This is a genomic window from Streptomyces sp. NPDC001709, from assembly GCF_053596375.1.
Genome location: NZ_JBSFGB010000019.1, coordinates 173,763 through 197,581 on the forward strand (window position 1 = coordinate 173,763; position 23,819 = coordinate 197,581).

The 23,819-nt window shown below is 69.5% G+C and carries 21 protein-coding genes and 3 pseudogenes; 5 read left to right on the forward strand and 19 right to left on the reverse strand.

The window, feature by feature from the left end; genetic code table 11:
* Window positions 1–15: 15 nt before the first annotated feature.
* The 4 genes and pseudogenes from ACWC0C_RS26925 to ACWC0C_RS26940 all read right to left on the reverse strand — a co-directional run.
* Complete coding sequence (locus ACWC0C_RS26925; protein ID WP_450866378.1) at window positions 16–516, reverse strand: universal stress protein; 501 nt, start codon at window positions 514–516, stop codon at window positions 16–18.
* A gap of 5 nt (window positions 517–521) precedes the next feature.
* Complete coding sequence (locus tag ACWC0C_RS26930; RefSeq protein ID WP_450866379.1) at window positions 522–1,778, reverse strand: SLC13 family permease; 1,257 nt, start codon at window positions 1,776–1,778, stop codon at window positions 522–524.
* A 112-nt stretch (window positions 1,779–1,890) separates the two neighbouring features.
* Window positions 1,891–2,109 (reverse strand): annotated as a pseudogene (locus tag ACWC0C_RS26935) (non-reducing end alpha-L-arabinofuranosidase family hydrolase); the annotation flags it as partial.
* A pseudogene (locus ACWC0C_RS26940) lies at window positions 2,110–2,517 on the reverse strand (beta-xylosidase); the annotation flags it as partial.
* Window positions 2,518–2,853: 336 nt separating this feature from the next.
* On the opposite strand from ACWC0C_RS26940, the pseudogene ACWC0C_RS26945 reads away from it, so the two are divergent.
* Both ACWC0C_RS26945 and ACWC0C_RS26950 read left to right on the forward strand, forming a co-directional pair.
* Window positions 2,854–3,105: pseudogene (locus ACWC0C_RS26945) on the forward strand (AbfB domain-containing protein); the annotation flags it as partial.
* Window positions 3,102–4,208, forward strand: coding sequence for a ricin-type beta-trefoil lectin domain protein (locus tag ACWC0C_RS26950; protein ID WP_450866381.1), 1,107 nt, complete (start codon window positions 3,102–3,104; stop codon window positions 4,206–4,208). The pseudogene ACWC0C_RS26945 and the gene ACWC0C_RS26950, both read left to right, overlap by 4 nt.
* Window positions 4,209–4,272: 64 nt before the next feature.
* On the opposite strand, the gene ACWC0C_RS26955 is transcribed toward ACWC0C_RS26950, so the two are convergent.
* The 11 genes from ACWC0C_RS26955 to ACWC0C_RS27005 all read right to left on the reverse strand — a co-directional run bounded on the left by ACWC0C_RS26955 (window position 4,273) and on the right by ACWC0C_RS27005 (window position 15,318).
* On the reverse strand, window positions 4,273–5,334 hold the full coding sequence (locus tag ACWC0C_RS26955; protein ID WP_450866382.1) for an aldo/keto reductase: 1,062 nt from the start codon (window positions 5,332–5,334) through the stop codon (window positions 4,273–4,275).
* Window positions 5,335–5,370: 36 nt separating this feature from the next.
* Window positions 5,371–6,408 carry a sugar kinase gene (locus ACWC0C_RS26960; protein ID WP_450866384.1) on the reverse strand — a complete coding sequence of 346 codons (1,038 nt, stop codon included), beginning with the start codon at window positions 6,406–6,408 and terminating at the stop codon, window positions 5,371–5,373.
* Window positions 6,405–7,037 (reverse strand): bifunctional 4-hydroxy-2-oxoglutarate aldolase/2-dehydro-3-deoxy-phosphogluconate aldolase, encoded by a 633-nt coding sequence (locus ACWC0C_RS26965; RefSeq protein ID WP_450866385.1) that lies wholly within the window; start codon window positions 7,035–7,037, stop codon window positions 6,405–6,407. The genes ACWC0C_RS26960 and ACWC0C_RS26965 overlap by 4 nt, the downstream gene beginning before the upstream one ends.
* Complete coding sequence (locus ACWC0C_RS26970) at window positions 7,034–7,795, reverse strand: SDR family NAD(P)-dependent oxidoreductase (RefSeq protein ID WP_450866387.1); 762 nt, start codon at window positions 7,793–7,795, stop codon at window positions 7,034–7,036. The genes ACWC0C_RS26965 and ACWC0C_RS26970 overlap by 4 nt, the downstream gene beginning before the upstream one ends.
* Window positions 7,792–8,835 (reverse strand): zinc-dependent alcohol dehydrogenase, encoded by a 1,044-nt coding sequence (locus ACWC0C_RS26975; RefSeq protein WP_450866389.1) that lies wholly within the window; start codon window positions 8,833–8,835, stop codon window positions 7,792–7,794. Before ACWC0C_RS26975 ends, ACWC0C_RS26970 begins: the two co-directional genes overlap by 4 nt.
* Entirely contained in the window at window positions 8,832–9,269 is a 438-nt protein-coding gene (locus tag ACWC0C_RS26980; RefSeq protein ID WP_450866391.1) for an RbsD/FucU domain-containing protein, read from the reverse strand. Before ACWC0C_RS26980 ends, ACWC0C_RS26975 begins: the two co-directional genes overlap by 4 nt.
* On the reverse strand, window positions 9,260–10,162 hold the full coding sequence (locus ACWC0C_RS26985; protein WP_450866393.1) for an amidohydrolase family protein: 903 nt from the start codon (window positions 10,160–10,162) through the stop codon (window positions 9,260–9,262). Before ACWC0C_RS26985 ends, ACWC0C_RS26980 begins: the two co-directional genes overlap by 10 nt.
* A complete protein-coding gene (locus tag ACWC0C_RS26990; RefSeq protein WP_450866395.1) occupies window positions 10,155–11,489 on the reverse strand; it encodes an L-fuconate dehydratase in 1,335 nt (444 codons plus the stop codon). Before ACWC0C_RS26990 ends, ACWC0C_RS26985 begins: the two co-directional genes overlap by 8 nt.
* 96 nt (window positions 11,490–11,585) lie before the next feature.
* On the reverse strand, window positions 11,586–12,629 hold the full coding sequence (locus ACWC0C_RS26995) for an ABC transporter permease (RefSeq protein WP_450866419.1): 1,044 nt from the start codon (window positions 12,627–12,629) through the stop codon (window positions 11,586–11,588).
* 4 nt (window positions 12,630–12,633) lie between these two features.
* The gene (locus tag ACWC0C_RS27000) at window positions 12,634–14,181 is read right to left on the reverse strand and encodes a sugar ABC transporter ATP-binding protein (RefSeq protein ID WP_450866397.1); all 1,548 of its coding nucleotides are present in this window, start codon (window positions 14,179–14,181) and stop codon (window positions 12,634–12,636) included.
* A 78-nt stretch (window positions 14,182–14,259) separates the two neighbouring features.
* The gene (locus ACWC0C_RS27005; protein WP_449196937.1) at window positions 14,260–15,318 is read right to left on the reverse strand and encodes a sugar ABC transporter substrate-binding protein; all 1,059 of its coding nucleotides are present in this window, start codon (window positions 15,316–15,318) and stop codon (window positions 14,260–14,262) included.
* Between the two features lie 430 nt (window positions 15,319–15,748).
* On the opposite strand from ACWC0C_RS27005, the gene ACWC0C_RS27010 reads away from it, so the two are divergent.
* The 3 genes from ACWC0C_RS27010 (at window position 15,749) to ACWC0C_RS27020 (ending at window position 18,787) form a co-directional block, all read left to right on the forward strand.
* Window positions 15,749–17,980: an alpha-L-fucosidase gene (locus ACWC0C_RS27010; protein ID WP_450866399.1), complete on the forward strand. Its 2,232-nt coding sequence runs from the start codon at window positions 15,749–15,751 to the stop codon at window positions 17,978–17,980.
* A gap of 100 nt (window positions 17,981–18,080) precedes the next feature.
* Window positions 18,081–18,281, forward strand: coding sequence for a hypothetical protein (locus ACWC0C_RS27015; RefSeq protein WP_450866401.1), 201 nt, complete (start codon window positions 18,081–18,083; stop codon window positions 18,279–18,281).
* 14 nt (window positions 18,282–18,295) lie between these two features.
* Window positions 18,296–18,787, forward strand: coding sequence for an RICIN domain-containing protein (locus ACWC0C_RS27020; protein WP_450866403.1), 492 nt, complete (start codon window positions 18,296–18,298; stop codon window positions 18,785–18,787).
* Window positions 18,788–18,995: 208 nt separating this feature from the next.
* On the opposite strand, the gene ACWC0C_RS27025 is transcribed toward ACWC0C_RS27020, so the two are convergent.
* From ACWC0C_RS27025 to ACWC0C_RS27040, 4 genes are all read right to left on the reverse strand, one after another.
* Window positions 18,996–19,712 carry a glycoside hydrolase family 12 protein gene (locus ACWC0C_RS27025; RefSeq protein WP_450866405.1) on the reverse strand — a complete coding sequence of 239 codons (717 nt, stop codon included), beginning with the start codon at window positions 19,710–19,712 and terminating at the stop codon, window positions 18,996–18,998.
* Between the two features lie 121 nt (window positions 19,713–19,833).
* Window positions 19,834–20,760, reverse strand: a complete 927-nt coding sequence (locus ACWC0C_RS27030) for a carbohydrate ABC transporter permease (protein ID WP_449196934.1) — start codon at window positions 20,758–20,760, stop codon at window positions 19,834–19,836.
* Entirely contained in the window at window positions 20,757–21,818 is a 1,062-nt protein-coding gene (locus tag ACWC0C_RS27035) for an ABC transporter permease (protein WP_450866408.1), read from the reverse strand. Before ACWC0C_RS27035 ends, ACWC0C_RS27030 begins: the two co-directional genes overlap by 4 nt.
* Window positions 21,818–23,497 carry an extracellular solute-binding protein gene (locus ACWC0C_RS27040; RefSeq protein WP_450866409.1) on the reverse strand — a complete coding sequence of 560 codons (1,680 nt, stop codon included), beginning with the start codon at window positions 23,495–23,497 and terminating at the stop codon, window positions 21,818–21,820. Before ACWC0C_RS27040 ends, ACWC0C_RS27035 begins: the two co-directional genes overlap by 1 nt.
* Window positions 23,498–23,819 lie beyond the last annotated feature (322 nt).

The following is a 23,819-nucleotide window of genomic DNA, read 5'->3' on the forward strand; positions in this document are numbered from 1 at the left end:
GTGCCCGGTGTGCCGCTATCGGTGGTGCGGCGGGTGGGGTGGCGGGGCCGGGATGGTGTCGATGCCGGGTGCGGGCTCGGGCCACACCAGCAGGACAGGGCACGGGGCGTGGTCGACGATGAAACGGCCGGCATGCCCGAGGCTGCGCGGCCCGAGATGGGTGCGGTCACCGTCGCGGGCGAGGATGAGCAGGTCGGCGCCCTCGGCCGCGGCGACGACCTCCCGCTCGACGCGGCCGGTCCGCTCGACGCGGGCGCACGGGCGGCCCAGACGCCGCGCGGCCTCGGCCAGGAACGTCTCGGCGGAGGCGGCGGCCAGGTGCTCCACCTGTGTGCCGGGGTCGCGTTCGCCATGGCCGCGGCCGAGCAGACCGGCGAAGGCTCCGTGCGCCGCGCCCGGGACGTCGGCCGGGGTGACGTGGAGCAGCACGATGTCGGCGTCGTCGGGCGCGTGGGCGCGGGCGGCGTCGATGCCGGCGGGCCAGGTGCCCTCGGTGATCCAGGCGACGACTTTCATGACGGTCAGCCTCCGATGAGGGTGAGCGAGGTCCACAGTGCCACCACCGACAGTCCCAGGGCGGTAGGCACGGTGAACACACCGAGCCGGGTGAACTCGCCGAGTTCGACGTCGCTGTCGTGTTCGTGGACGATGCGCCGCCACAGCAGCGTGGCAAGGGAGCCGGCGTAGGTGAGGTTCGGGCCGATGTTCACCCCCAGCAGGACTGCCAGGACCGCGCCCGGCCCGGACGGGGCGGTCAGCGGCAGCAGCACCAGCACGGCGGGCAGGTTGTTGATGACATTGGCCAGCACCGCGGCCAGGGCCGCGATGCCGAACAACGCCGCCAGTCCGGTACCGCCCGGAATCAGGTGTCCCAGCCCCGCCGCCAGCCCGTTGTCGACGACCGCGCGGACCACCAGTCCCAGGGCCAGGACGAAGGCGAGGAACGGCACCGCGGCGGCTCGCACGACGGCGGTGGGCGTGGTACGGCGCTGTGCCAGGGCCCGCCCGGCGAGCACGAGGGCGCCGGCGAAGGCCGCCCACGCGGGGTTGACGTCCACCATGGAGGTGAGGACGAACCCGGCCAGCGTGCAGGCCACTGTGACCAGGGCGAACACCGGCAGTTCGCGTTGCCCGGCGGTGCGCGGGGCCTGGGCTCCCGCGTCCAGGTCGGTGGCGAAGAACCGGCGGAAGACCACGTACTCGGTGGCGATGGCCACCAGCCAGGGCAAGGCCATCAGGGCGGCGAAGCGCGTGAAGCTCAGCCCGCTGGCGGCGAACGCGAGCAGGTTGGTGAGGTTGGAGACCGGCAGCAGCAGCGACGCGGTGTTCGACAGGTGGGTGCAGGCGTAGACGTGCGGTTTCGGCCGGGCGCCGAGCCTGGCGGCGGTGGCGAACACCACCGGCGTCAGCAACACGATCGTGGCGTCCAGGCTGAGCACCGCGGTGATCACCGACGCGGCTGCGAACACCTGCACCAGCAGGCGGCGCGGGCGCCCCGCCGCGCTACGGGCCATCCACGCCCCGCACGCGTGGAAGAGTCCCTCGTCGTCACACAGCTGGGCGAGGACCAGGACGGCCGCGAGGAACCCGATCACCGGCCCGAGCCGCTCCGCCTCCTCACGGGCGTGCTCCAGCGAGAGCGCCCCGGTGGCGATCACCACGCCTGCGGCCGGGACGGCGACAACCGCCTCCGGCCACCCGAACGGGCGAACGACGGCGCACGCCAGCACCGCCAGCAGCAGAGCGACGGAGACGGCCTCCGCCACAGATGAGTTCACCACTTGATCTTCCCCTGCCCGCCACCGCCCGCGCGACCTGGCACGGGCGGGGCCAGGCGGCCGACGAGTTGCCCGGCGGGGTGACGTGGATACCCGATGACGGTTCAGGCGGTCAGCAGGTGGAGTTGGTCTGGGTGAGCAGGCCCATCCTCCAGGGCAGCGAGTTGTAGTCACCGTCGGCGTTGGGGTCCACGCCTTCGTAGACGTACTGCATATGGCAGGGGTCGATGGGGAGGCTCTGGTCGTTGCCGGCGCGGACCATCTCGCCGTGGCTGATGTCCTCGGTCCAGGCGCCGCCCGGGAAGGTGACGTTGCTGCGGCCAGCGAAGGGTTTGTGCATCCACATCACGAACTTGCCGGTCGTGCTGTTGTAAATGACCTTCGACCGCTCGATGTTGGCGACCGCCAGCTCCGGATCGCTGGCCCGGGTCAGCACGTTGCGTCTGAACTCCCAGGTCTTCAGGTCGGTCGAGCGGTAGGCGGACACGGCCTTGAAGGTGTTGTCCGGATTGCGGTTCTCACCGAACCAGTAGTAGTACGCGCCCACCTTGATCACCCCGCCGCCGTGGGCGTGCACCACGGCCCCCGTGGTGTCGGTGAACTGCGTCCCGTTGGTCACGGTGACCGGGGCGGCCTGGGCCGGGGCGCCGGCGACGAGCAGTGTCAACACGCCCAGGACGAGGGCGAGAAGTGGGGGGAAACACGTCTGGGCATCGGTACTCCGCTCCGGTAGATACATCCCATGTCAAGAGTTCGACAGTCCAGCGGGCGACGTATAATGGCCCTGTTTTATTGGGTAGTTGCGTCAGATCTCTGGACAGCAGCCGTTCGATGCCCGGTAATACATCCCATGTTCCTGTTGCACCGCGTGCATGGACTTCATCACGAGCGCACCGCTCACCCCGCTTGCTTTGGACCTGAACCGCACACCATCCGTGCCTTTCTGTCTGACGGTGGCCGCAGTCGTCTCACCGGCGCTGGCGGCTCCCGCCCACGCCGCCTCCACCCCACAGCCCCTCCCCCTCCTCCCGCTGCGGGTGCCCCAACCGGACCACGAGGGCTTCGTCCTGTGGCCGTCCACCCATCCGAACGCCTTCCACGCCGGACTGGCTCCGGCCTGGCAGGCTCCGGCACCGTCTCCTTCGAGTCGGTCAACTTCCCCGGCTACTTCCTGCGCCACCCGGACCGCTACATCCGCCACTACGCGTACCAACTCCGCCTCGATCCGATCACCACCGCGACGGGACGTGACGAGCTGAGCCGCCGACACGAACGGCAATCAGGCCCGCTGATTCAGCCACCACTCGAAGAAGAGGACGCTGTATGAGAAAGTCCTGGGCTTTACCTCTGATCACGCTCGTCGCTGCCGCGCTCGGGGTGACAGTGGCCGGCGTGACCCCTGCCTCCGCCGCCTCGAACACACCTTTACGGGTCATGCCGTTGGGCGACTCGATAACCTGGGGTGTGGGAAGCGGTACGGGCAACGGCTACCGGGGGCCGTTGTGGAACCAGCTTGCGGCGGACGGCCATCCGCTGGACTTCGTCGGCACGCTGCGGGGCGGTTCCATGTCCGACCCCGACAACGAAGGCCACTCCGGATACAAGATCCACCAGATCGCCGCACTCGCCGACGCCTCGCTGACCCGCTACCGGCCCAACGTCGTGACGCTGCACATCGGTACCAACGACCTCAACGAGAGCTACCAGGTCTCCACCGCCACCGCCCGGCTGAGATCTCTGGTCGACCAGGTCACCGCCGCCGCCCCCGACGCCACCGTCCTCGTGGCCTCCCTGGTCGTGTCCACCAGCGGCTCGGAGGAGCAGTACCGTGCCGCGTACAACCAGGCCATTCCCCAGCTCGTGAGGGACGAACAGGCCGCGGGCAGGCATGTCGCATACGTCGACATGAGCAGCCTGACCCCGGCCGACCTGGCCGACACCCTGCATCCCGACGACTCGGGCTACCAGAAGATGGCCGACGCCTTCCACCGCGGCGTCCAGGCCGCGGACAGCGCAGGGTGGCTGAGGAACCCCGCCCCCGCCGCCGCACGCGTCCAGTCCGGCATCGCGGGCAAGTGCCTGGACGTCAACGGCGCGGGCACCGCCGACGGGACCGCCGTCCAGACGTGGAGCTGCGGAGACGGTGCCAACCAGCTCTGGTCCGCCTACACCGACGGCACGCTGCGCTCGATGGGCAAGTGCCTCGACGCCGCCGGCGGGGGCACCGCCAACGGCACCAAGGTGCAGATCTGGGCCTGCCACGGCGGCGCCAACCAGGTCTGGCAGCCCTACAACGGCGGCTACCGCAACCCCGCCTCAGGCCGCTGCCTGGACGTTCCGGACTCCTCCACGGCCGACGGCACCCAGCTCCAGCTGTGGGACTGCAACGGCGGCTCCAACCAGAAGTGGACCACTCTGACCGCCGGATGACCCCGCTCCCGGGACCTCGGCCCTTTCCGGGCTCCGGTCCCGGGAGAGCATCGGCGCCCGCCCGTCACTTTCCCGCTGTCGTCCCGAGGGGGAGGGGTTCGCCCGAGTGTCCGTCAGAGACATCGCACACCCCTCCCCCACCGTGCCCCGCAAGGACGTCCGACCTGATCAGCCCCTGTGCGCGCAGATCGTCCCAGAGGCCGTCCGGGACGCGCCGATCATGGAGTTCCGCGTTTCGTGCGACCTCTTCCGCAGTACGCATGCCGAGGGTGACGTTGATGATGCTGGGATGCGTGTACGGGAAGGCGATCGCGGCGGCGGGCAGGCTGGTCCCGTGCGCCTCGCAGACCTCGGCGATCGCCCGAGCACGGGCGACCAGAGCGGGCGGGGCGTCCCGGTAGTCGTACGTCATGCCCTCGGCGGGCCGGTCGCGGGAGAGCAGTCCCGAGTTGAACACGCCCACCGCCACCACGCTCTTGCCGAGTTCCCGCGCGGCGGGCAGGACGTCGTCCAGCGCCGACTGGTCCAGGAGCGTATAGCGGCCGGCGAGCATCACCACGTCGGCGGCCGTCTCGCGCAGGAAGCGGGCGAGCATCGCCGACTGGTTCATGCCGGCGCCGATCGCGCCGATCACACCCTCGTCGCGCAACTCCGCGAGCGTGGGCATGGCCTCCTCCGCCGCCTGCCGCCAGTGGTCGTCCGGATCGTGCAGGTAGACGATGTCCAGCCGGTCCAGGCCGGTGCGCTCCAGTGTGTCCTCGATGGAGCGGAGTACGCCGTCGCGGCCGAAGTCCCACTGTCGGCGAAGGTCGTCCCGTACGACGAAGCCCTCGGTGTCGACGCCACGTGGCTCCTCGTTGGGCACCAGCAGCCTGCCCACCTTGGAGGAGATGACGTACTCGTCGCGCGGGCGACCTTGCAGGGCGGCGCCCAGGCGGCGTTCGGAGAGGCCGAGGCCGTAGTGCGGTGCGGTGTCGAAATACCGCAGGCCGGCCTCCCAGGCCGCGTCGACGGCGGCGGTCGCGTCGGCGGCCGGGGTGACGCGGTAGAGGTTGCCGATCACCGATGCCCCGAAGCCGAGTTCGGTGAGTGAGACGGACGTGTTCTGGATCTTCCGCTGGTGCAAGACGTGCTCCTGGGATACGGGCGATGGGGGCGCCGGTCAGCGTCTGACGTGGGGCGACCCGCCAGCGATGAGCGCCTCGACCTCGGCGAGCGTGGCCATGGAGACGTCGCCGGGCGTGGTCATGGTGAGCGCGCCGTGGGCGGTGCCGTAGGCCAGGGCCCGCTCCAGGCCGGCGTCGTCGAGCAGTCCGTGGATCAGGCCGGCGGCGAAGGCGTCGCCGGAGCCGATGCGGTCCAGGACCTGCAGGCCGGGCATCCGGGGGCCGTGGATGAAGCCGGTTTCGGCGGACCAGGCGGCCGAGGACCAGTCGTTGACTCCGGCCGACGGTACGCCGCGCAGGGTCGTCGCCAGTACTCTCGCCGCGGGCAGCAGGTCGGCCACCTCGGCGAGGGCGTCCGCCACTTCGTCGTCCCTGATGCGCGCCTGTCCCGAGTACGTCCCGGCCAGGCCCAGGGCGCCCACCACGACGTCGGCGTGCCGGGCGAGGCGCAGGTCCACCTCGCGGGCGGCGTCGGCGCCGCCCCGGCCGGCCCAGAGACTGGGGCGGTGGTTGGGGTCGTAGGAGACGGTCACGCCGTGGCGGCGAGCCGCGGCCATGGCCTCGTCGGCGACGTCCACCGTGGTGTCGGACAAGCCCGCGAAGATGCCGCCGGTGTGGAACCAGCGCACGCCGGCCGAGAACACCGCGTCCCAGTCCACGTCACCCTTCCGCAGCTGGGAGACGGCGGTGTGCGCGCGGTCGCTGACGCCCAGCGCGCCGCGGATGCCGTAGCCGCGTTCGACGAAGTTGAGGCCGTTGCGGGCGGTGCGGCCGATGCCGTCGTCGGGCACCCAGCGGATCAGCGAGGTGTCGACGCCGCCCTGGAGGACCAGGTCCTCGACGAGCCGGCCCACCGCGTTGTCGGCGAGGGCGGTCACCACGGCTGTGCGCAGCCCGAAGCAGCGGCGCAGTCCGCGTACCACGTTGTACTCGCCGCCGCCCTCCCAGACCTGGAAGGAGCGGGCGGTGCGGATCCGTCCCTCGCCCGGGTCGAAGCGCAGCATCACCTCGCCGAGGGCCACCACGTCGATCACGTCATGCTCCTCTCCACCGCCTCGGCGGTCAGTCGGCGGATCTCCTCGTAGTCGCCTCGCTCCAGGTGGGCGGCGGTGGCCATCCAGCTGCCGCCGACCGCGAGGACCGCCGGGTCGGCGAGGTAGGCGGCCAGGCGGGAGGCGTCGATCCCGCCGGTCGGCACGAAGCGCGTGCCGGGGAAGGGCGCCGCGAGCGCCCGCAGCGTCCGCACGCCGCCGAGCGGCTCGGCGGGGAAGAGCTTGACGGTGTCGAGGCCCGCCTTCAGGGCGCGCATCAGCTCGGTGGCGGTGGCGATCCCGGGCACCACGGGCACCCCCAGCTCGCGGCACTTGGCGACGACCTCCTCGTCGAAGCCGGGGGTCACCACGAAGCGGGCCCCGGCCGCCACCGCCCGCTCCGCCTGTCCGGGCGTGCGGACCGTGCCGACGCCGACGGTGAGCCCGCCATGGGTGGCCATGGTCTTGAGCACCTGCTCGGCGTCCGGTGTGCGGAAGGTGACCTCGGCGCACCGGGCCCCGCCCGCGGTGAGCGCGTCGGCGAGTGGGCCGGCGGTGGCCGTGGACGGCACGGTCAGTACGGGCAGGAGCCGGGCCCCGGCCAGTGCGGTGGCCGGGTCGGGGCCGCTCATCGGCCGAGCCATCCGCCGTCGACGGGCAGGACGACGCCGTGGACGTAGGCGGCGGCGTCCGAGGCGAGGAAGACCGTGGCGCCTGCCAGGTCGTCGGCGTCGCCCCAGCGGCCGGCCGGGATCCGGTCCAGGATCGCCCTGCTGCGCACCGGGTCGTCCCGCAGGGCCTGGGTGTTGTCGGTGGCGATGTAGCCGGGCGCGAGGGCGTTGACGTTCACCCCGTGCGGCGCCCACTCGTTGGCCAGCGCCTTGGTCAGACCGGCGATGCCGTGCTTGGCGGCGGTGTATCCGGGCACGGTGATACCACCCTGGAAACTCAGCAGCGACGCCGTGAAGATGACCTTCCCTTCGCCGCGTGCCACCATCGACGCGCCGACCGCCCGGGTCAGCGCGAACTGTGCGTTGAGGTTGACCTGCAGCACCAACTCCCAGTCCGCGTCGGTGTGTTCGGCGGCCGGAGCACGGCGGATCGTGCCCGCGTTGTTGACCAGGATGTCCACCGGGCGCTCGCGTCCGGCGAGGTCCGCGCCCAGGGCTCGTACGGCGGCGGGGTCGGCGAAGTCGGTCCGGATCGCCTCGAAGGAACGGCCCGCGGCGAGCACGTCCTTCTCCACCGCGCTGCCGGACTCCTCCAGCGCGGCGCTCACCCCGATGACGTCCGCACCGGCCCCGGCCAGCGCGCGGGCCATGGCCCTGCCGATACCGCGCCGGGCCCCGGTGACGACAGCGAGCCTCCCGGTGAGGTCGAAGGCGGTCATACGGCCACTCCCCCGGTGTCGTCGGTGCAGTCCACGAGGATCTTCATCACGTCACCGCCGCCCTCCAGGGCCTCGAACGCGGCCGGCGCCTGCGTGAGGGGGACGACCTTGCTGATGAGGCGCTCGGCCGGGATCGTGCCGTCCGCGACCAGGGTCACCGCGCGCTCGAAGTCGCCACGGTCGTACAACCGGGCGCCCACCAGGGTGAGTTCGCGCCAGAAGAAGCGGTGCAGGTTCACCTCGCGGGGGCGAGGGTGGATGGCGACGAGGCAGAGACGGCCGCGTACGCCCAGCACGTCGACGGCCGTGTCCACGCCGCCCGCCGCACCGGACACCTCGAAGGCGACGTCCGCGCCCGCATCCCGCGTCCACTCGCCGACCAGGGCGCCGATGTCGTCCGCGGCCGGGTCCCAGACGGTCAGCCCCAACTCCTCGGCCAGCAGCCGCCGGTGGGCGCTCGGCTCCACCACCCGCACCTCGGCTCCCGCGGCCCGTGCGACCAGCGCGATCAGTACACCGACCGGCCCGCCACCGACCACCACGGCCTTCTCGCCCTCGGCGACCTTCGCCCGGCCCACGTCGTGCACGGCGACGGCCGTCGGCTCGACGAGCGCGGCCCGGTCCAGGGCGAGGGAGTCCGGCAGCCGGATCAGGGTGGAGGCGGGCACCGTCCAGCGCTGCTGCATCGCGCCCGGGGAGTCGATGCCGATGAAGTCCAGGTGCTGGCAGACGTGCTGATGCCCGGCGCGGCAGGCCGGGCAGTCGCCGTCCCAGCGCAGCGGCATCACGGTGACCGCGTCACCGGCCCGCCAGCCCTCCACGCCCGGCCCGACCCGCACGACCCGGCCGGACATCTCGTGCCCCAGAACGGCGGGCGTGTGGACCCGGGCGTCCATGTCGCCGTGGAAGATGTGCAGATCGGTGCCGCAGATACCGACGTAGGCGGGCGCCAGCTCCACCTCTCCCGGACCGGGTGGCGCACCGATCGCGGGAGCCGTGTCCAGGGTGCGGGCGGAGGTGTAACGGACGGCGAGAGTCATCGTGTCGTCAGGGTCCCTTCAGCGCGGACGCCGATGGTCAGCAGCAGGTTGGCGTAGGTACGGGTGTCGGCGGTGACGATCGCCAGCGCCAGGTCGGGCGAGCGGGCGGCGTCGTAGAACTCGAAGCGGCCGAGCGTCTCGACCGGGACGGACTCCAGCATCGAGCGGTACTCGGCGATGGCGGGCGGCTCCGGTTCGCCCTCGGGCGGCACCATCACGTGGGCCGCCTCGACGGGCAGGGCACGCAGCAGGACGTCGAGCACGGTGGTGACGTCGAGCAGGCCGGGGGCCAGGTTGAGGTGGACGGTCCGGGCGCGCTCGCCGGTGGCGGTGCTCGCGGGGTAATGGCCGTCCGCGAGCAGGACACGCGATCCGTGCCCGGCTCCGGCCAGGGATTCGAGGATCCCTGGGTGCAGCAGTTCCGTCAGGAGCACGGTGTCCCCTCCTTCGTGGGGGCGGGGGTCGGGTGGTAGAAGGCGGTCGCGGTGCCGGCGAGCACCGCGTGGATCTCGGTGCCGGAGCAGCCGTCCAGGAGTTCCTCGACGGTGGCGGCCCAGCGGTTCCATCCGGCGGCGAGGAGGCAGACCGGCCAGTCGGAGCCGAACATCAGCCGGTGGGGACCGAAGGCGGAGAGCAGGACGTCCCACACGGGGCGGATGTCCTCGATGGTCCACTTCTCGTGGCCGGCCTCTGTGATCAGGCCCGACACCTTGCAGCGGACCTGGGGATGCCTGGCGAGCGCGCGCACCAGCCGGGTCCAGTCGGTGAGGTCCCGCCTGGCGAGCGGCGGCTTGCCGGCGTGGTCCAGGACGAGCGGCAGCTCGGGGAGGCGTTCCGCGAGACGGATCGCCTGCGGGAGCTGGTGGCTGCGGATCAGCACGTCGTATCCGAGCCCGCGCCTCGCGACCGCAGCCAACCCCCTTTCCACGTACGGCCGTTGGAGCCAGTGTGGATCGGACTCGCCCTGCACGCCGTGGCGTAGGGCCCGCAGGTACCGGCCCCCGTACCCGGTCCGCAGGTCGTCGAGTACGTCGCCGATCGCGGGGGACGTCAGGTCCGCCCAGCCGACCACGGCACCGATCAGCGGGTCGCTGTCGGCCAGGGCGAGGAGGTCGCGGGTCTCGGGCACGGACGCGACGCACTGGACGACCACCGTGCTCGTCAGTCGTCGTCCGGCGATCGGCCGGGTCGCGGACGATCGCAAGGCGTGCGAGCCGAAACTGCGGCGGATCGGCTCGTGCGCGGGCTCGTCCAGCCAGGGCTGCGGCCGGACGTCCAGGTCCCAGACGTGGTGGTGGGCGTCGACGAGGGCCTGGGCCTCAGACACGAGCGGTCCAGACGGGGCCGTCGGGGTAGGCGTACTCCTTGAGGGACTCCGGGTGCATCTGCGCGCTCAGCCCGGGCAGGGTCGGCGCCAGGTAGTGGCCGTCGACGATGCGCACCGGGTCGACGAAGTGCTCGTGCAGGTGGTCGACGTACTCGATGACGCGGTCCTCGGTGGTGCCGGAGACCGCGACGTAGTCGAACATCGACAGGTGCTGCACCATCTCGCACAGGCCCACGCCACCCGCGTGCGGGCAGACCGGGACGCCGAACTTCGCGGCGAGCAGCAGGATCGCGATGTTCTCGTTGACGCCGCCGACCCGTGCGGAGTCGATCTGCACGATGTCCACCGCGCCGGCCTGGAGGAGTTGCTTGAAGACGACGCGGTTGGCGATGTGCTCGCCGGTGGCGACCTTGATGGGGCTGACGGCCTTGCGCACGGCGGCGTGGCCGAGGATGTCGTCCGGTGAGGTGGGCTCCTCGATCCAGTACGGCTGGTAGGGGGCCAGGGCGCGCATCCAGTCGATCGCGGCCTGGACGTCCCATCGCTGGTTGGCGTCCACCGCGATGCGGATGCCGTCGCCGACCGTCTCGCGGGCGGTGCGCATGCGCCGTACGTCGTCCTCCAGGGACGCGCCGACCTTCAGTTTGATCTGGGTGAAGCCGTCGGCGACGGCCTCGCGGGCCAGGCGGGCCAGCTTCTCGTCGGCGTAGCCGAGCCAGCCGGGGGTGGTGGTGTAGGCGGGGTAGCCCTGGTCGAGCAGGCGGCCGATGCGCTGTGCGCGGCCGGGCTCGGCGCGGCGCAGGATCTGGAGTGCCTCATCGGGGGTGAGGGCGTCGGACAGCCAGCGGAAGTCGACCTGCGCGACCAGGTCCTCGGGTGACATCTCGCCGAGGAAGCGCCACACGGGCTTGCCGGCCCGCTTGGCGGCCAGGTCCCAGGCGGCGTTGACGACCGCGCCGGTGGCCATGTGGATGGCGCCCTTCTCCGGGCCCAGCCAGCGCAGTTGCGGGTCGTGGACGAGGGAGCGGGAGAACGCGCCGAGGTCGGCGCAGACGTCGTCGACCGACAGGCCCACCACGTGCGGGGCGAGAGCGGCGATGGCGGTGGCCTGCACGTCGTTGCCGCGGCCGGTGGTGAAGGCCAGGGCGTGGCCCTCCAGGCCGTCGCCGGCGTCGGTGCGCAGGACGACGTAGGCGGCGGAGTAGTCCGGTTCGGGGTTCATCGCGTCCGACCCGTCCAGGTGCTCGGACGTCGGGAACCGCACGTCCAGCACGTCCAGGGCGGTGATACGGGCAGGGGCCGCGGAAGCGGACTGGGCGGATGACATGGCGGCAACTCCTGTGAGGTGCGGGGGCGGTACGGCCCCTTGCGGCGAGATGGGGGTGCGGCGGAGGGTGCCGGGCGGCCTGGACGGCCTCCGGGTTCACTCCTGGACCTTGCCGCCGGTGATGCGCGAGATGGTCAGGGCGACCAGGATGATCAGGCCGTTGAGGGCACCGATCCACTGGGCGGGGACACCGGCCAGCGTGAGCACGTTCTGGATCATGAAGAGCAGCAGGATGCCGCTGAACGCCCCGAACATGGTGCCCTTGCCGCCGTTCAGGCTGATCCCGCCGATGACGGCGGCGGCGAAGACGGTGAAGATGTAGCCGTTGCCCTGCGCCGAGGCGACCGAGGCGAGGCGTCCGGAGAGCATCAGTCCGGCGAGGGCGGCGAGGACACTGCCGGTGACGATGACGATCCACAGCACCCGGTCGGTGCGGATGCCGGCCGCCTTCGCGGCGTCGACGTTGCCGCCGATGGCGTACAGCGAGCGGCCGAAGCCGGTCCAGCCCAGCACCACGATCGCGATGGCGAACAGCACCAGGCAGACCCAGATGGACGCGGGCATCCCGAACCATTCGGCGGTGCCCAGGTAGAGCATCGACTCCGGCAGCTGGAAGAAGGTCTGGCCGCCGGAGATGCCGGTGAGGACGCCGCGCAGGACGATCAGCATGCCGAGGGTGACGATGAAGCCGTTGAGGCCGAAGCGGATGATCAGCAGGGCGTTGATCACGCCGACGAGCGCGCCCACGGCCAGGGTGACGGGAACGGACCACGCGCCGGGGAGCAGTCCGAGTCCGTGGCCCGCGCCGACCGGCACGACCAGCCAGGCCGCGACGCCGGGCGCGAGGCCCATGGTGGACTCGAGCGACAGGTCCATCTTCTTGACGATCAGGATCATCGTCTGGGCGAGGACCAGCAGGGCCATCTCGGACATGGTCTGCAGGACGTTGAGGAGGTTGTCGGCCTGCAGGAAGACTGGGTTGACGATCTGGCCGACGATCGCGATGACCACGATGGCCGGGACGAGCGCGAGGTCCCGCAGCCGGGCCAGGGGTATCCGGCCGCCGAGCAGCACGGTCCGTCTGGGTGCCGGGTCCGGTCCCTTGGCGGCGGCGGTGTCCGCGAGGGCGGTTTCAGGCATCAGTTCAGGCATGCAGGTCCACTCCTTCCATCGCGGCCACGAGGTCGTGGTCGTGCCAGCCGCGGGCGATCTCCGAGGTCACACGGCCCTGGAACATCACCAGGACCCGGTCGCACATGCGCAGGTCGTCGAGTTCGTCGGAGGCGATGAGCACTCCGGTGCCGGTGGCCGCGGTCTCCTCGACCTTGCCGAGGAGGAACTCCTTGGAGCGCACGTCCACGCCCGCGGTCGGGTTGATCAGAACAAGCAGCCGGGGGTCGTCGGCGAGGGCGCGGGCCATGACGACCTTCTGCTGGTTGCCTCCGGACAGTGCGGAGACGGGCAGTTCGGGACCGGGGGTCTTGATCGCGAGGTTCTCGATCAGGCCCTCGGCGAGCCGGTCCCGGCGGCTGCGGCTGAGGAACCCGTGGGGGCCGAGCCTGCGGGGAACGGACAGGGTGGCGTTGTCCGCGATCGACATGTCGGGAACGAAGCCCTGGTGGTGCCGGTCCTGGGGGACGAACCCGGCACCTGCGGTGAGCGCGGCGGGCACGCTGCCCGGCCGGGGCCGCCTCCCGGCGATCTCCACCTCGCCCGCCGCTGCCGCCCGGAGTCCTACGACGGTCTCGGCGACCTCGGTACGACCGCTGCCGGCAGCCCCCGCGAGGCCGACGATCTCGCCGGGCGCGATCCGGAAGCTGACGTCGTCGTACGCATCGCCCCGCAGAGCGCGAACGCTCAGTGCGGCCGTGGCACCGGGGTCGAGGGCTCTCGCGCGTTCCTCGCGCCGGTCGGCCGCCGCCTCGCCGGTCATGGCGGCGACGAGGTCGGCGCGGGGAAGGTCCGCGACCGGTGCGGTCACGATGTGCCGGGCGTCGCGGAACACCGTCACCATGTCGCAGATCTCGTAGATCTCCTGGAGATGGTGGCTGATGAACAGAAAGGTCACGCCCTGGCGTTGCAGGTCGCGGATGCGGTCGAAGAGGCGGTTGATCGCCGCCCCGTCGAGTTGGGCGGTCGGCTCGTCGAGGATGATGAACCGGGCCCCGAAGGACAGCGCGCGGGCGATCTCGACGAACTGCCGCTGCTCGACGCTCAGATCACCGGCCGGGGTCCGCGGGTCGACGTCCACCGACCAGGTCGACAGCAGGTCCTGTGCGCGACGGCGGGTGGCCTGCCAGCTGATGAGCCGGCTCTGTCCGTGGTCGTGCCGGTTCAGGAAGAGGTTCTCGGCGACGGTCAGTGCGGGGATGATCGTCGACTTCTGGTAGACGCAGGCCACGCGTTGCCGCCAGGCGTCACGGTCACTGGGCCGGGGGGCCGGCTCGCCGCCGAAGGTCACCGTTCCCTCGTCGGGGGCCTGGAGGCCGGTGAGGACCGACACCAGGGTCGACTTGCCGGCTCCGTTGCGGCCGACCAGCGCGTGGGTCTCGCCGGGCCGAATGGTGATCCGGGCGCCGTTCAGGGCCACCGTCGGACCGAATCGTTTGACTATGCCCGTCGCCTCGACGACGGGCGGGCCCGAGTCCGCCGGGGCGGGCGTGGGGGTTGCCGCTCGCTCCCCGTCGCTCATCTCAACCTCCTTGTCCTCGTTCGCCGTTGGGTTCCTGATGTGGAATCACCGTTGCGTCCCGTTGAGAGATCGGAGGAATCAGCCGAGGTTGTTGCCCCACAGCGCCTTGTCGTCGCTCTTGACGCTGGGCACGCCGCCGTAGGTGCCGCCGTCGGCGGTGACGAGCGGGGCGGAGAGCTGGTCCTCGAGCACGCCGTCGCGGACCTGGATGATGGTGCTGTCGTGGTCGGTCTTGCCGGGCTTGAACGTCTTCCCGTCGATCGCGGCCTTGACGTAGTACAGGGCGTACTTGGCGTAGAGGTCGGCCGGCTGCGAGACCGTGGCGTCGATCTTGCCCTCGGCGATGGACTTGAGCTCCTCGGGGATGCCGTCGTTGGACACGACGAACACGTGCTTCTTGTCCTTCGGACCCACCAACAGGCCCTTCTGCTTCAGGACTTGGAGCGTGCCGGACAGCGCGAAACTGGCCTCCATGTAGACGCCCTTGATGTCCGGGTTGGCCGTCAGGTCGGTCTGCAGCTTCTGCGCGGCGACCGCGCCGTCCCAGTTGGTGGCCTCCCCGAACACCTTGACGTCCGGGTAGTTCTTCTTCATGCAGTCGTTGAACGCCTCGGTGCGGTCGCGGCCGTTGATGGAGGAGAGGTCGCCCTCGAGCATGACGACCTTGCCCTTGCCGCCGAGCTTCGCGCCGAGGTACTGGCAGGCCTTCTCACCATAGGCGCGGTTGTCGGCGCGTACGACCATGTAGACCTTGCCGGTGTCGGGGCGGGTGTCGACGGTGACGACGGGGATCTTCTTCGCCTCCAGCTGCGCGAGGGTGGGCGCGATGGCGGCGGTGTCCTGCGGGGCCATCACGAGCCCCTTGACGCCCTGGCTGATGAACGTCTGTGCGTTGGCGGTGAGTTTGGCGACGTCGTTCTGCGAGTTGGTCGTCTTCAGATCCAAGCCCTGCTGCTTGCCGTACTGGGGCGTGTACTTGATGTAGGAGTTCCAGAAGTCGGTGTCGGAACGCGGGTAGTCGACGCCGACGAGCGGCGCGCCGCCGGACCCGGTGCCGGAGCTGCTGCTGCAGGCGCTGAGCAACGTCAGGGCGGACAGGACGGAGACGGCTGAACAGAGGGCGGTTCTGACTCTCATCGGTGCTTCCTCGCGCCGGTCCCGTAGCGGGAGATGTTTCACGTCGACGACATCTGTGTATCGCCGTGCGGAAGAGATGGGATGTTTATAGGCGCGCCCCCGCCGCCCTGTCTACCCCGCGGTCGAATAAGCATCAAGACACCAGCTCATGACCCATTCGGGATTCGGACCGGCATCCAGAAGCCCAGATCCATCCCATCAATCCTCGTGTTTGGCTGATCTAAATGAGCCATGAAGCTCCTGCCAGACATTCCATGTCTGGACAGTCGCAAATCGCATCAGATCGGCCTCAAGTACAGCCAACTCCCTTACCACTCGGCGCTTTTCATCCCTGCACACCGGTTGACATCCCAGGGAGACATGGCCGACCTTCATGCGTAACAAGCGGCGCCCTGTATTCCCCTCCCCCTTCTGCACCAGGGATGTCTCCATGTCGAGTTCGATCAACAGACGCCACTTCCTGGCCGGTGCCACCTGCGTCGCCGCGGCGGCCGTTGCCGGAGGTGTGTTCGATGCCGGAACCGCCCGGGCCGCACCCAGCACGTATACGCCCGACTGGAACTCGGTCGACCAGCACCCGCCGGCCCCGGAGTGGTTCCGGGACGCGAAGTTCGGGATCTACTTCCACTGGGGCGTCTTCAGCGTCCCGGCCTACGACAACGAGTGGTACCCGCGCAACATGTACCAGGCGGGCAGCAACGCCAACCAACACCACATCGCGACCTACGGCCGGCCATCGGCATGGCCGTACCACAACTTCATCAACGGGGCACAGGACCTGGCGGGCAACTTCGTGAAGTTCGCGCCGAGACTGAAGTCGGCTGGCGGGAAGTTCGACCCCGACGAGTGGGTGCAGCTGTTCGTCGACGCCGGCGCCAGGTTCGCCGGCCCGGTCGCCGAGCACCATGACGGCTTCTCCATGTGGGACAGCCAGGTCAACGAGTGGAACTCGGTGAAGAAGGGCCCGGGGCTCGACCTGCTGCGGCTCTTCTCCACGGCCATCCGCGCCAAGGGCCTCAAGCTGCTGGTGGCCATGCACCACGCGTACCACTTCAACGGCTTCTACGAGTTCGTCCCCGCCCAGACGGACCCCGGTCTCAAGAAGCTCTACGGGCAGCTGGGCTCGGCCGCGGAGAACCAGCTCTGGTACGACAAGCTCAAGGAGGTCATCGACCGCGCCCAGCCCGACATCCTGTGGCAGGACTTCAAGCTGGACGCCATCGACGAGACCCAGCGCCTGAACTTCCTGTCGTACTACTACAACCAGGCCAACAGCTGGGGCCGTGAGGTGGTCGCCACCTACAAGGACGGTCTGGACAACAAGGGCGAGGTCTTCGACTACGAGCGCGGCGGCCCGGCCGACATCACCACCCCGTACTGGCTGACCGACGACAGCATCTCCAGTAGCAGCTGGTGCTACACCCAGGGCATCGGCTACTACACCGTCCAGCAGATGCTGCACTCGTTCATCGACCGGGTCAGCAAGAACGGCAACATGCTGCTGAACATCGCGCCGATGGCCGACGGCACCATCCCCCAGGCGCAGAAGGACATCCTGCTCGGCATCGGGGACCACCTGAAGCGCTTCGGCGAGTCGATCTACTCGACCCGCGCCTGGACGGCGTACGGCGAGGGCCCGACGAAGATGGGCGGCGGCGCGTTCACCACCCCGCACGCCGGCACGCCGCAGGACATCCGCTTCACCCGCGACAAGGCCGACAACGTCCTGTACGCCACTGTGTTGGGCTGGCCCGGCAGTTCACTGACGATCAAGACTCTCAGCTCGGACCGGATCAACCTCTCGTCGCTGACCTCGGTGAAGCTCCTCGGCACCACCGCAGGCACCTACATCGACCTGCCCACGCCGGCCCAGAACTCCTCCGGCCTCACGGTCACCCTGCCCTCCTCGGCCCCGTACAGCGCGGGCGCCTACGTCCTGAAGCTCGCCTTCTCCGGCACGATCCCGGGCCTGCGGCCGCTCGCCGGGGCCGTCGCCTTCGCGGACGTCAACTACGCCGGCAACGCGGGCGTGTTCACCGTCGGTGACTACTCCGCGGCCGACCTGACCGCAGCCGGACTCGGCGCGCGCACTCTCTCCTCCCTCCGACCGGCTCCTGGCTACCAGGTGATCGGCTACTCCGGAGACAACTTCACCGGCACCTCCTGGACCTTCACCGACGAGAACCCCGACCTGCGAGTCACCGGCAACAACGACCAGATCACCTCGCTGAGGGTCCAGTTCAACCCGGCGGCGTACTTCCGGATCACCAACGCCACCGACGGACTCGCCCTGGACAGCGGCGGCGGAGTGGCCTCCGGGTCCGACCTCAAGCAGTGGACGTGGAACGGCAGCTCCAATCTGCAGTGGCAAGCGGAGGCGGTCGGCGGCGGCTACTACCGACTGGTCAACCGGACGAACGGCATGGTCGCCGACGGCTGGGGCGCCACCGACAACGGCTCTCCGGCCCGACAGGCTCCCTGGAACGGCGGTACCAACCAGCAGTGGAGGATCACTCCCCGGGGTGGCGACGCCTACTCGATCGCCAACCGCACCACCGGCCTGGTCCTCGACGGCGGTGGCAATGTCGACTCGGGCTCCGTCACCAAGCAGTGGGCGTACGGCAGCAGCACCAACCTGCTGTGGTCCTTCACGGCCGTCTGATCCTCGGGCCGTAGGACCGGCTGCGGCGGCGTACGCCTCGTGCGCCGCCGCAGCCGCCGTCACGCCGCCGCCCCTCCCGGCTCCGCACCGCGGCCCCGGCGTGCTGGCCGAGGCCCTGATCTACAGCCGGCCCGGAGTGCTGGAGATCCTCCCCGCGCTGCCCGACCGGTTGGCGAAGGGCACGATCACCGAGGTCCGGGCCCGCGGCCGGATCCGGATCCGGATCCACAGCTTCGCCTGGGACCTGAACACCCGGCCCCCCTGTCCGTCACCTCCGACGTCAACCAGGACGTCACGCTGATCAGCCGCCGCGGCATGACCTCCGTGGCCACGACCGCGACCGTCGCGGCCTCCTCCCTCGGCACCCACGCCAGGAAGGTCTCCCTGACCGCCGGGCAGCGCACCGACATCACCGTCTCCCTGCTCAGCGGCTTCTTCCGGCTCGAAAACCGGCGCAGCGGCAAGGTACTCGACGTCACCAGCGGCAGCACCGCCGACGGCACCGGCCTCATCCAACGGGGCTGGTCCGGCAGCGAGAACCAGCAGCGGCGGCTCCAGCCCTACGCCGACGGCTCCTTCCGCCTCGTCGCCCGCCACAGCGGCAAGGTCGTCGACGCGGGCGGTGGACACGTCCGGCTCGTCCACGTCCGCAACAGCTTGTGCGCGGACGTCGAGGGCGGATCGGCGGACAACGGCGCCAAGGTGATCCAGTGGCCTGTCGGCGACGGAACCAACCAGCAGTGGCGGCTGGTCGCCCTCTGGCCGTCGCCGTTCTACGGTCGGCCCAGCACCGTATCGGCGTTCTGAGCACCAGCACGTCCCAGTCGCCCTCGGCGAGGTCCCAGGGACGTTTGTCGAGGGCAGCCCGTACGCTGCGGTCGCCGCCCATGTCGAGCTGTTCGAACGGAATCCTCGGAGTGGCGGCGATGTTCTCGCTCCGGGGATGCAGGACCAACTGCCAGTTCCGGGGCACCGACTGCCCGGCGGACACCTCGAAGGCGGCCCTGATGATGAATCAGCCACCGCTTACTGTCAGGTTGTTGGTGTTGAAGTTGAGTCCGCCGGACGACGAGGTGATCTCATAGCCGAACTGCACGTCGCCGATGACCTCGTTGCCGGGCATCCAGCCCTTGGTGTAGGCGATCCAGTTGAGGACCTGCTTGACGTCCACGGTGCCGGAGTCGGATTTGGACGTCCGCAGGAACGAGAACACCTGGTTCGACCCGTTGGTGCCCTTGTAGACGTCCCAGTTGTGGCCGCCGAGCGTGACGTTGGCCTGCCAGCTGCCGATCGGGCCGACGGCTCCGGTGTGGTTGACCCAGAGCATGATCTCGTACTGGTGGGCGTTGTCCCAGATGTCGTACGACGTGTTGTACGCGCCGGACGACGGGACGCTGACGTTGTAGTTGCTGGTGAGCCAGCTGAGGGTGTCGATCGACTTGTTGATCGACTTCGTCGAGTTGGCGTAGGACTTGATACCGCCGGTGTTGGGGTGGTCGGCCCAGACACCCCAACCGGTCCCGGAGTTGGCCCAGATGCACTGGCCGCCCGCACCGGAACCCCAGATGTTGTTGTAAAGCCTGTAGCCGTCCAGACTGGTGCTGGCCCACTGGTCGCAGGAGTTCCAGACTGCGGCCGAAGCGGGGGCGGAGGCGAGGCCGACGGTGGCTCCGAGCGCCATCGCCGGCGCGAGCACCGCCATGGTTATCTTGCCTGTTCTGCTTTTCACCATGGTGTCCCTTCCATGGGTGGGGGGAGATGTGGGGGTACTTGCCACGCCCCTTGCTGAGGACGTGGTCCGTCCTGGTGGGTGCCGGGCACCTCGCCGGTCACCGGCCGGGGTCGCCGGGGCCTCAGCCCTTGATGGCTCCGGTGAGCATCCCCTTCTTGAAGTGCCGCTGGACGAAGGGGGAGGCGACCGCGACGGGGATCAGCGCGAGGACCATGACGGCCATCTGCAGCCCCAGCGAGGAGAGTTGTCCGGTGCGGACCTGCTGCTGGAGGCCGGTCGGCGCCTCGGTGTTCTTCTGGACCAGTTGGATGAGCACGTTCTGTAACGGCATCATGTTCTGGTCGGAGAGGTAGATGGAGGCGTTGAACCAGGCACTCCAGTAGCCGACCGCGTAGAACAGCGAGATGACGGCCAGCACCGCGCGCGACAGCGGCATGATGATGGTCAGCAGGATGCGCAGGTCACTGGCCCCGTCGATGCGGGCGGACTCGGTGAGTTCGGGTGAGATCCCCATGAAGAAGGCCCGCAGGACGAGGATGTTGAAGACACTGACCGCGCTCGGCAGCACCAGTGACAGATAGGTGTCGGTGAGGCCCAGCGTCTGCACCAGAAGGTACGTCGGTATGAGTCCGGCCCCGAAGAACATCGTCGCCATCATGGCCATCAGGAAGAACCGGTGGCCCAGACTCCCCGGCCGCGACAGTCCATAGGCCGCCAGCACCGACACCGCCATCGAGAACAGCGTGCCGAAGAGCGTGACGCCGATCGAGACCATGATCGCGCGGCTGACCTGGCCGCCGCCGAGCAGTTCGGTGTAGTTGACGAAGGTGATGCCCTGGGGGATCACGACGAGGCCGCCGGCCCGGTCGATCACGGGTTTGGGAGAGAGGCTGGTGACGATCACGATCCACAGCGGACCGAGCACCCCCAGGCAGCAGAGCAGCAGGAAGCCGCTCTTGGCGGTGAGTCCTGCCTTGCTCGGCGGCTCCTCCCATACGGGGCGGGCGGGAGCCTTGAGGCTGCGAATGAGCTGCGTGTTGAGGCTCATTTCTTGTACACCCCCTGCTCGCCGAGCAGGTGCGCGACCTTGTTCGCGCCCAGGACGAGACACACTCCGATGGCTCCCTTGACGAGGCCGACCGCGGCCGCGTAGCTGAAGTCGCCGTACTTGATACCCACGCTCCACACATAGGTGTCGAGGACCTCTGCGGCCCTTGTGCCGACCGCGTCCCGCTGGACCAGGAACTGCTCGAATCCGACGCTCAGCGCGTCGCCCACCCGCAGGACCAGCAGCAGCGCGATCACCGGGCGCAGTGCGGGCAGCGTGACGTGCCACATGCGGCGCCAGCGCCCCGCGCCGTCCATGGCGGCGGCCTCGTACAGGTCGGTGCTGACGGCGGCCAGCGCGGCGAGGAAGACGATGATCCCCCAGCCGGCGTCCTTCCACACGGCCTGCCCGATGACCAGGTACTTGAAGACGTCCGCGTTGGTCATCAGGTCGAAGCCGCTCCACCCGTGCTTCTCCAGGGTCTGCGCGATGATGCCCGCGCCACCGAGGATCTGCTGGAACACGGTCACCACGAGGACCCACGAGAAGAAGTGCGGCAGATACATGATCGCCTGCGCCACGGCCCGCACCCGGGGCCGGATCACGCTGTTGATGACCAGCGCGAGGACGATCGGTACCGGGAAGAACAGCACCAGTTGGAGCACGAACAGGGTGATGGTGTTCTTCACCGCGCTCCAGAACAGCGGGTCGTCGAGCATCCGCGAGAACTGCTCCACGCCCACCCAGGGGCTGTGGAAGATCGCCGTGATGCCGTTGCTGGAGGCGTAGGGGTCGTAGTCCTGGAAGGCGACGACGTTGCCGAGCAGGGGGACGTAGTTGAAGAGGAGGAGCAGGACGATGACCGGCAAGGTCATCAGGATGAGCGCGCGGTCGCGCCGCAGCCGGATCCGCCACGGGACCTTGCCCGCCTTTGCGGCCTTGCTCGTCCTGCGTGGCACCCGGTCCTTCGCCGCCGGGCCGGCGACCGCTGCCGTCGGTTCCTCGACGGCCACGGAGGGACGGGTCCCGTCGGGCCTGCTACCGGCCGTCATGGACATCAGTTGCCGCTGCCGTTCTTGTCGAGGAGCTGCTTGTACCAGTCGCGCAGCTTGTCGCCACCCGAGGACTTCCAGGTGGAGATGGCCTGCTGCACATCGGACAGCTTCTTGTGGCCGCGCACGAAGTCGATCTCCAGCTGCTCGAACTGGCTGGCGAGGTTCGCGTAGCGGGTCGGTTCGACGATGTTCATGCCGTAGGTGGACGTCTTCTTCATGAAGGCACCCATCCGCTGCTGCCACTCGGCCTGCTTGCGGGCGACATCGGGAAAGTCGGGGTGGGCGAAGTAGGGAGCCGGTGCGGCCAGCATCACCCAGGCGTTGATCACCTCGGAGTTGCCCTGGTCGTTCTTGACCGGGACGCCGTCCTTGACCGTGTAGTGGGTGCCCTCGACGCCGTAGTCGACGAGCATGCGCTCCCTGGTGCCGTAGGGCGCTGCCGCGAAGTTGGCCGCGGCCAGCGCGTTCTCCACGGTCTCCTTGGAGGCGCCCTTGCGGATCAGCGACCAGATGCCGGCGGGCGAGGACGCCCACAGCTTCGGGGTGCCGCCGCCGGCGCCGAAGTAGTCCATGCCCTCGATCTCGAAGTCCGGATTGGACTTCGCCTGTTCGGCGGTCTTGACGTACCAGGCCGAGGCGTCGCTGGCCATGGCCAGGATCTGTCCGGCGGTGAACCGCTGGCCCGTGTCGCCGGTGCGCGCCTTGTCGTCGGGATGGACCACGCCGGCGTCGAACAGCTTGCGAGTCCACTCCAGGGCCTCGAGGTACTCGGGCTGCTCGATGCGGTAGGTCAGCTTGCCGTCGTCCCCGGTGTTCCAGCCGAGCGTCCCGGAGGGGCGGACGCCGAAGATGCCCGCCGATACCCAGGTCATGTCCCCGCAGGCGTACACCTTGGCCTTGGCGCTGGTGACGTCCTTGGCCCAACTGAGGAACTCCTCGGGCGACTTGGGTACGGTGTAGCCCTTCTTGTCGAAGATGTCCTTGCGGTAGTAGGGCACGATGGACGACGCGGCGGCGGCGGGCATCGGGATACCGCGCAGCGCCCCGCCGAAGATGGACATGCGCCAGGAGTCGGAGGGGATCGCGGCGAGGTTCGGGTACTTCTTGACCTTGTCGCCCGCCAGGTAGGGGCCGAGGTCCATGAACTTCGCGGCCACCGCGTTCGGGATCTTGCCGACCAGCACCCAGCTGGGCACGACCACCATGTCGGGTATGGAGCTGGAGGCGAGGACGGCGCCGAGCTTCTGGGCGTAGGTGATGCCGTCCTGGTTCTGCCAGGTGACCTTGGTGCCCGCCGCCGCGTCGACCGCCTTGTAGTACGCGCACCCGGTCTTCGGCGGTGTGCCCCAGAGCGGGGACATGATCGTGAAGGGAGCGCCGGTGCCGAGCTTGTGCGGGACCGAGGTGGTGAGGGCCGTGAGGTCGACCTTGCGGGTGTAGCCGGCCGACGAACCGTTCTTCGACGGAAGGTCCGGCTTGGCGACCGTGCTGGGTATGTATGTCGGGATCAGCTTGTCGGCGGCCTTGCCCGACGTGGCACCCTCTCGCGACCCGCTGTCCGAACCGCCGCAGGCGGTGAGCAGCGGCATCCCACCGGCCACCGCTGCGGTGGCGACTGCCGTGGAGGCGAGGAAGCTTCTCCGGCTGGGCCCTGAGGAGGTGCAGGCGGCGTTCGGCGTCATTGCGTCAACCCTTCATGGCGCACCTGGACACCCGGCGGTGGGCCGTCGGCTGCGGTGTCGTGACTGGCAACTGGCTGAGCTGAAAGTCGACATCCCGTTACTACGACGTGTTTTACAGTCGAAGCGCTTCGATGTTTCTGTGAGGTTAAGTGAACTCCCAGGAGCACACAAGGGTCGCTCCAAGATTCATCCGAGGTACTGGAGAGGACTCTCCGTATGCCCCGCTAACGACCTCGTGCATGGTTGGCCGTAGCACGTCGAGGTGTGTGGCGTTGTCGGTGTTCACGCTCGAATGGCGTCGTCGAGGGTGGCGGTCTGTTGG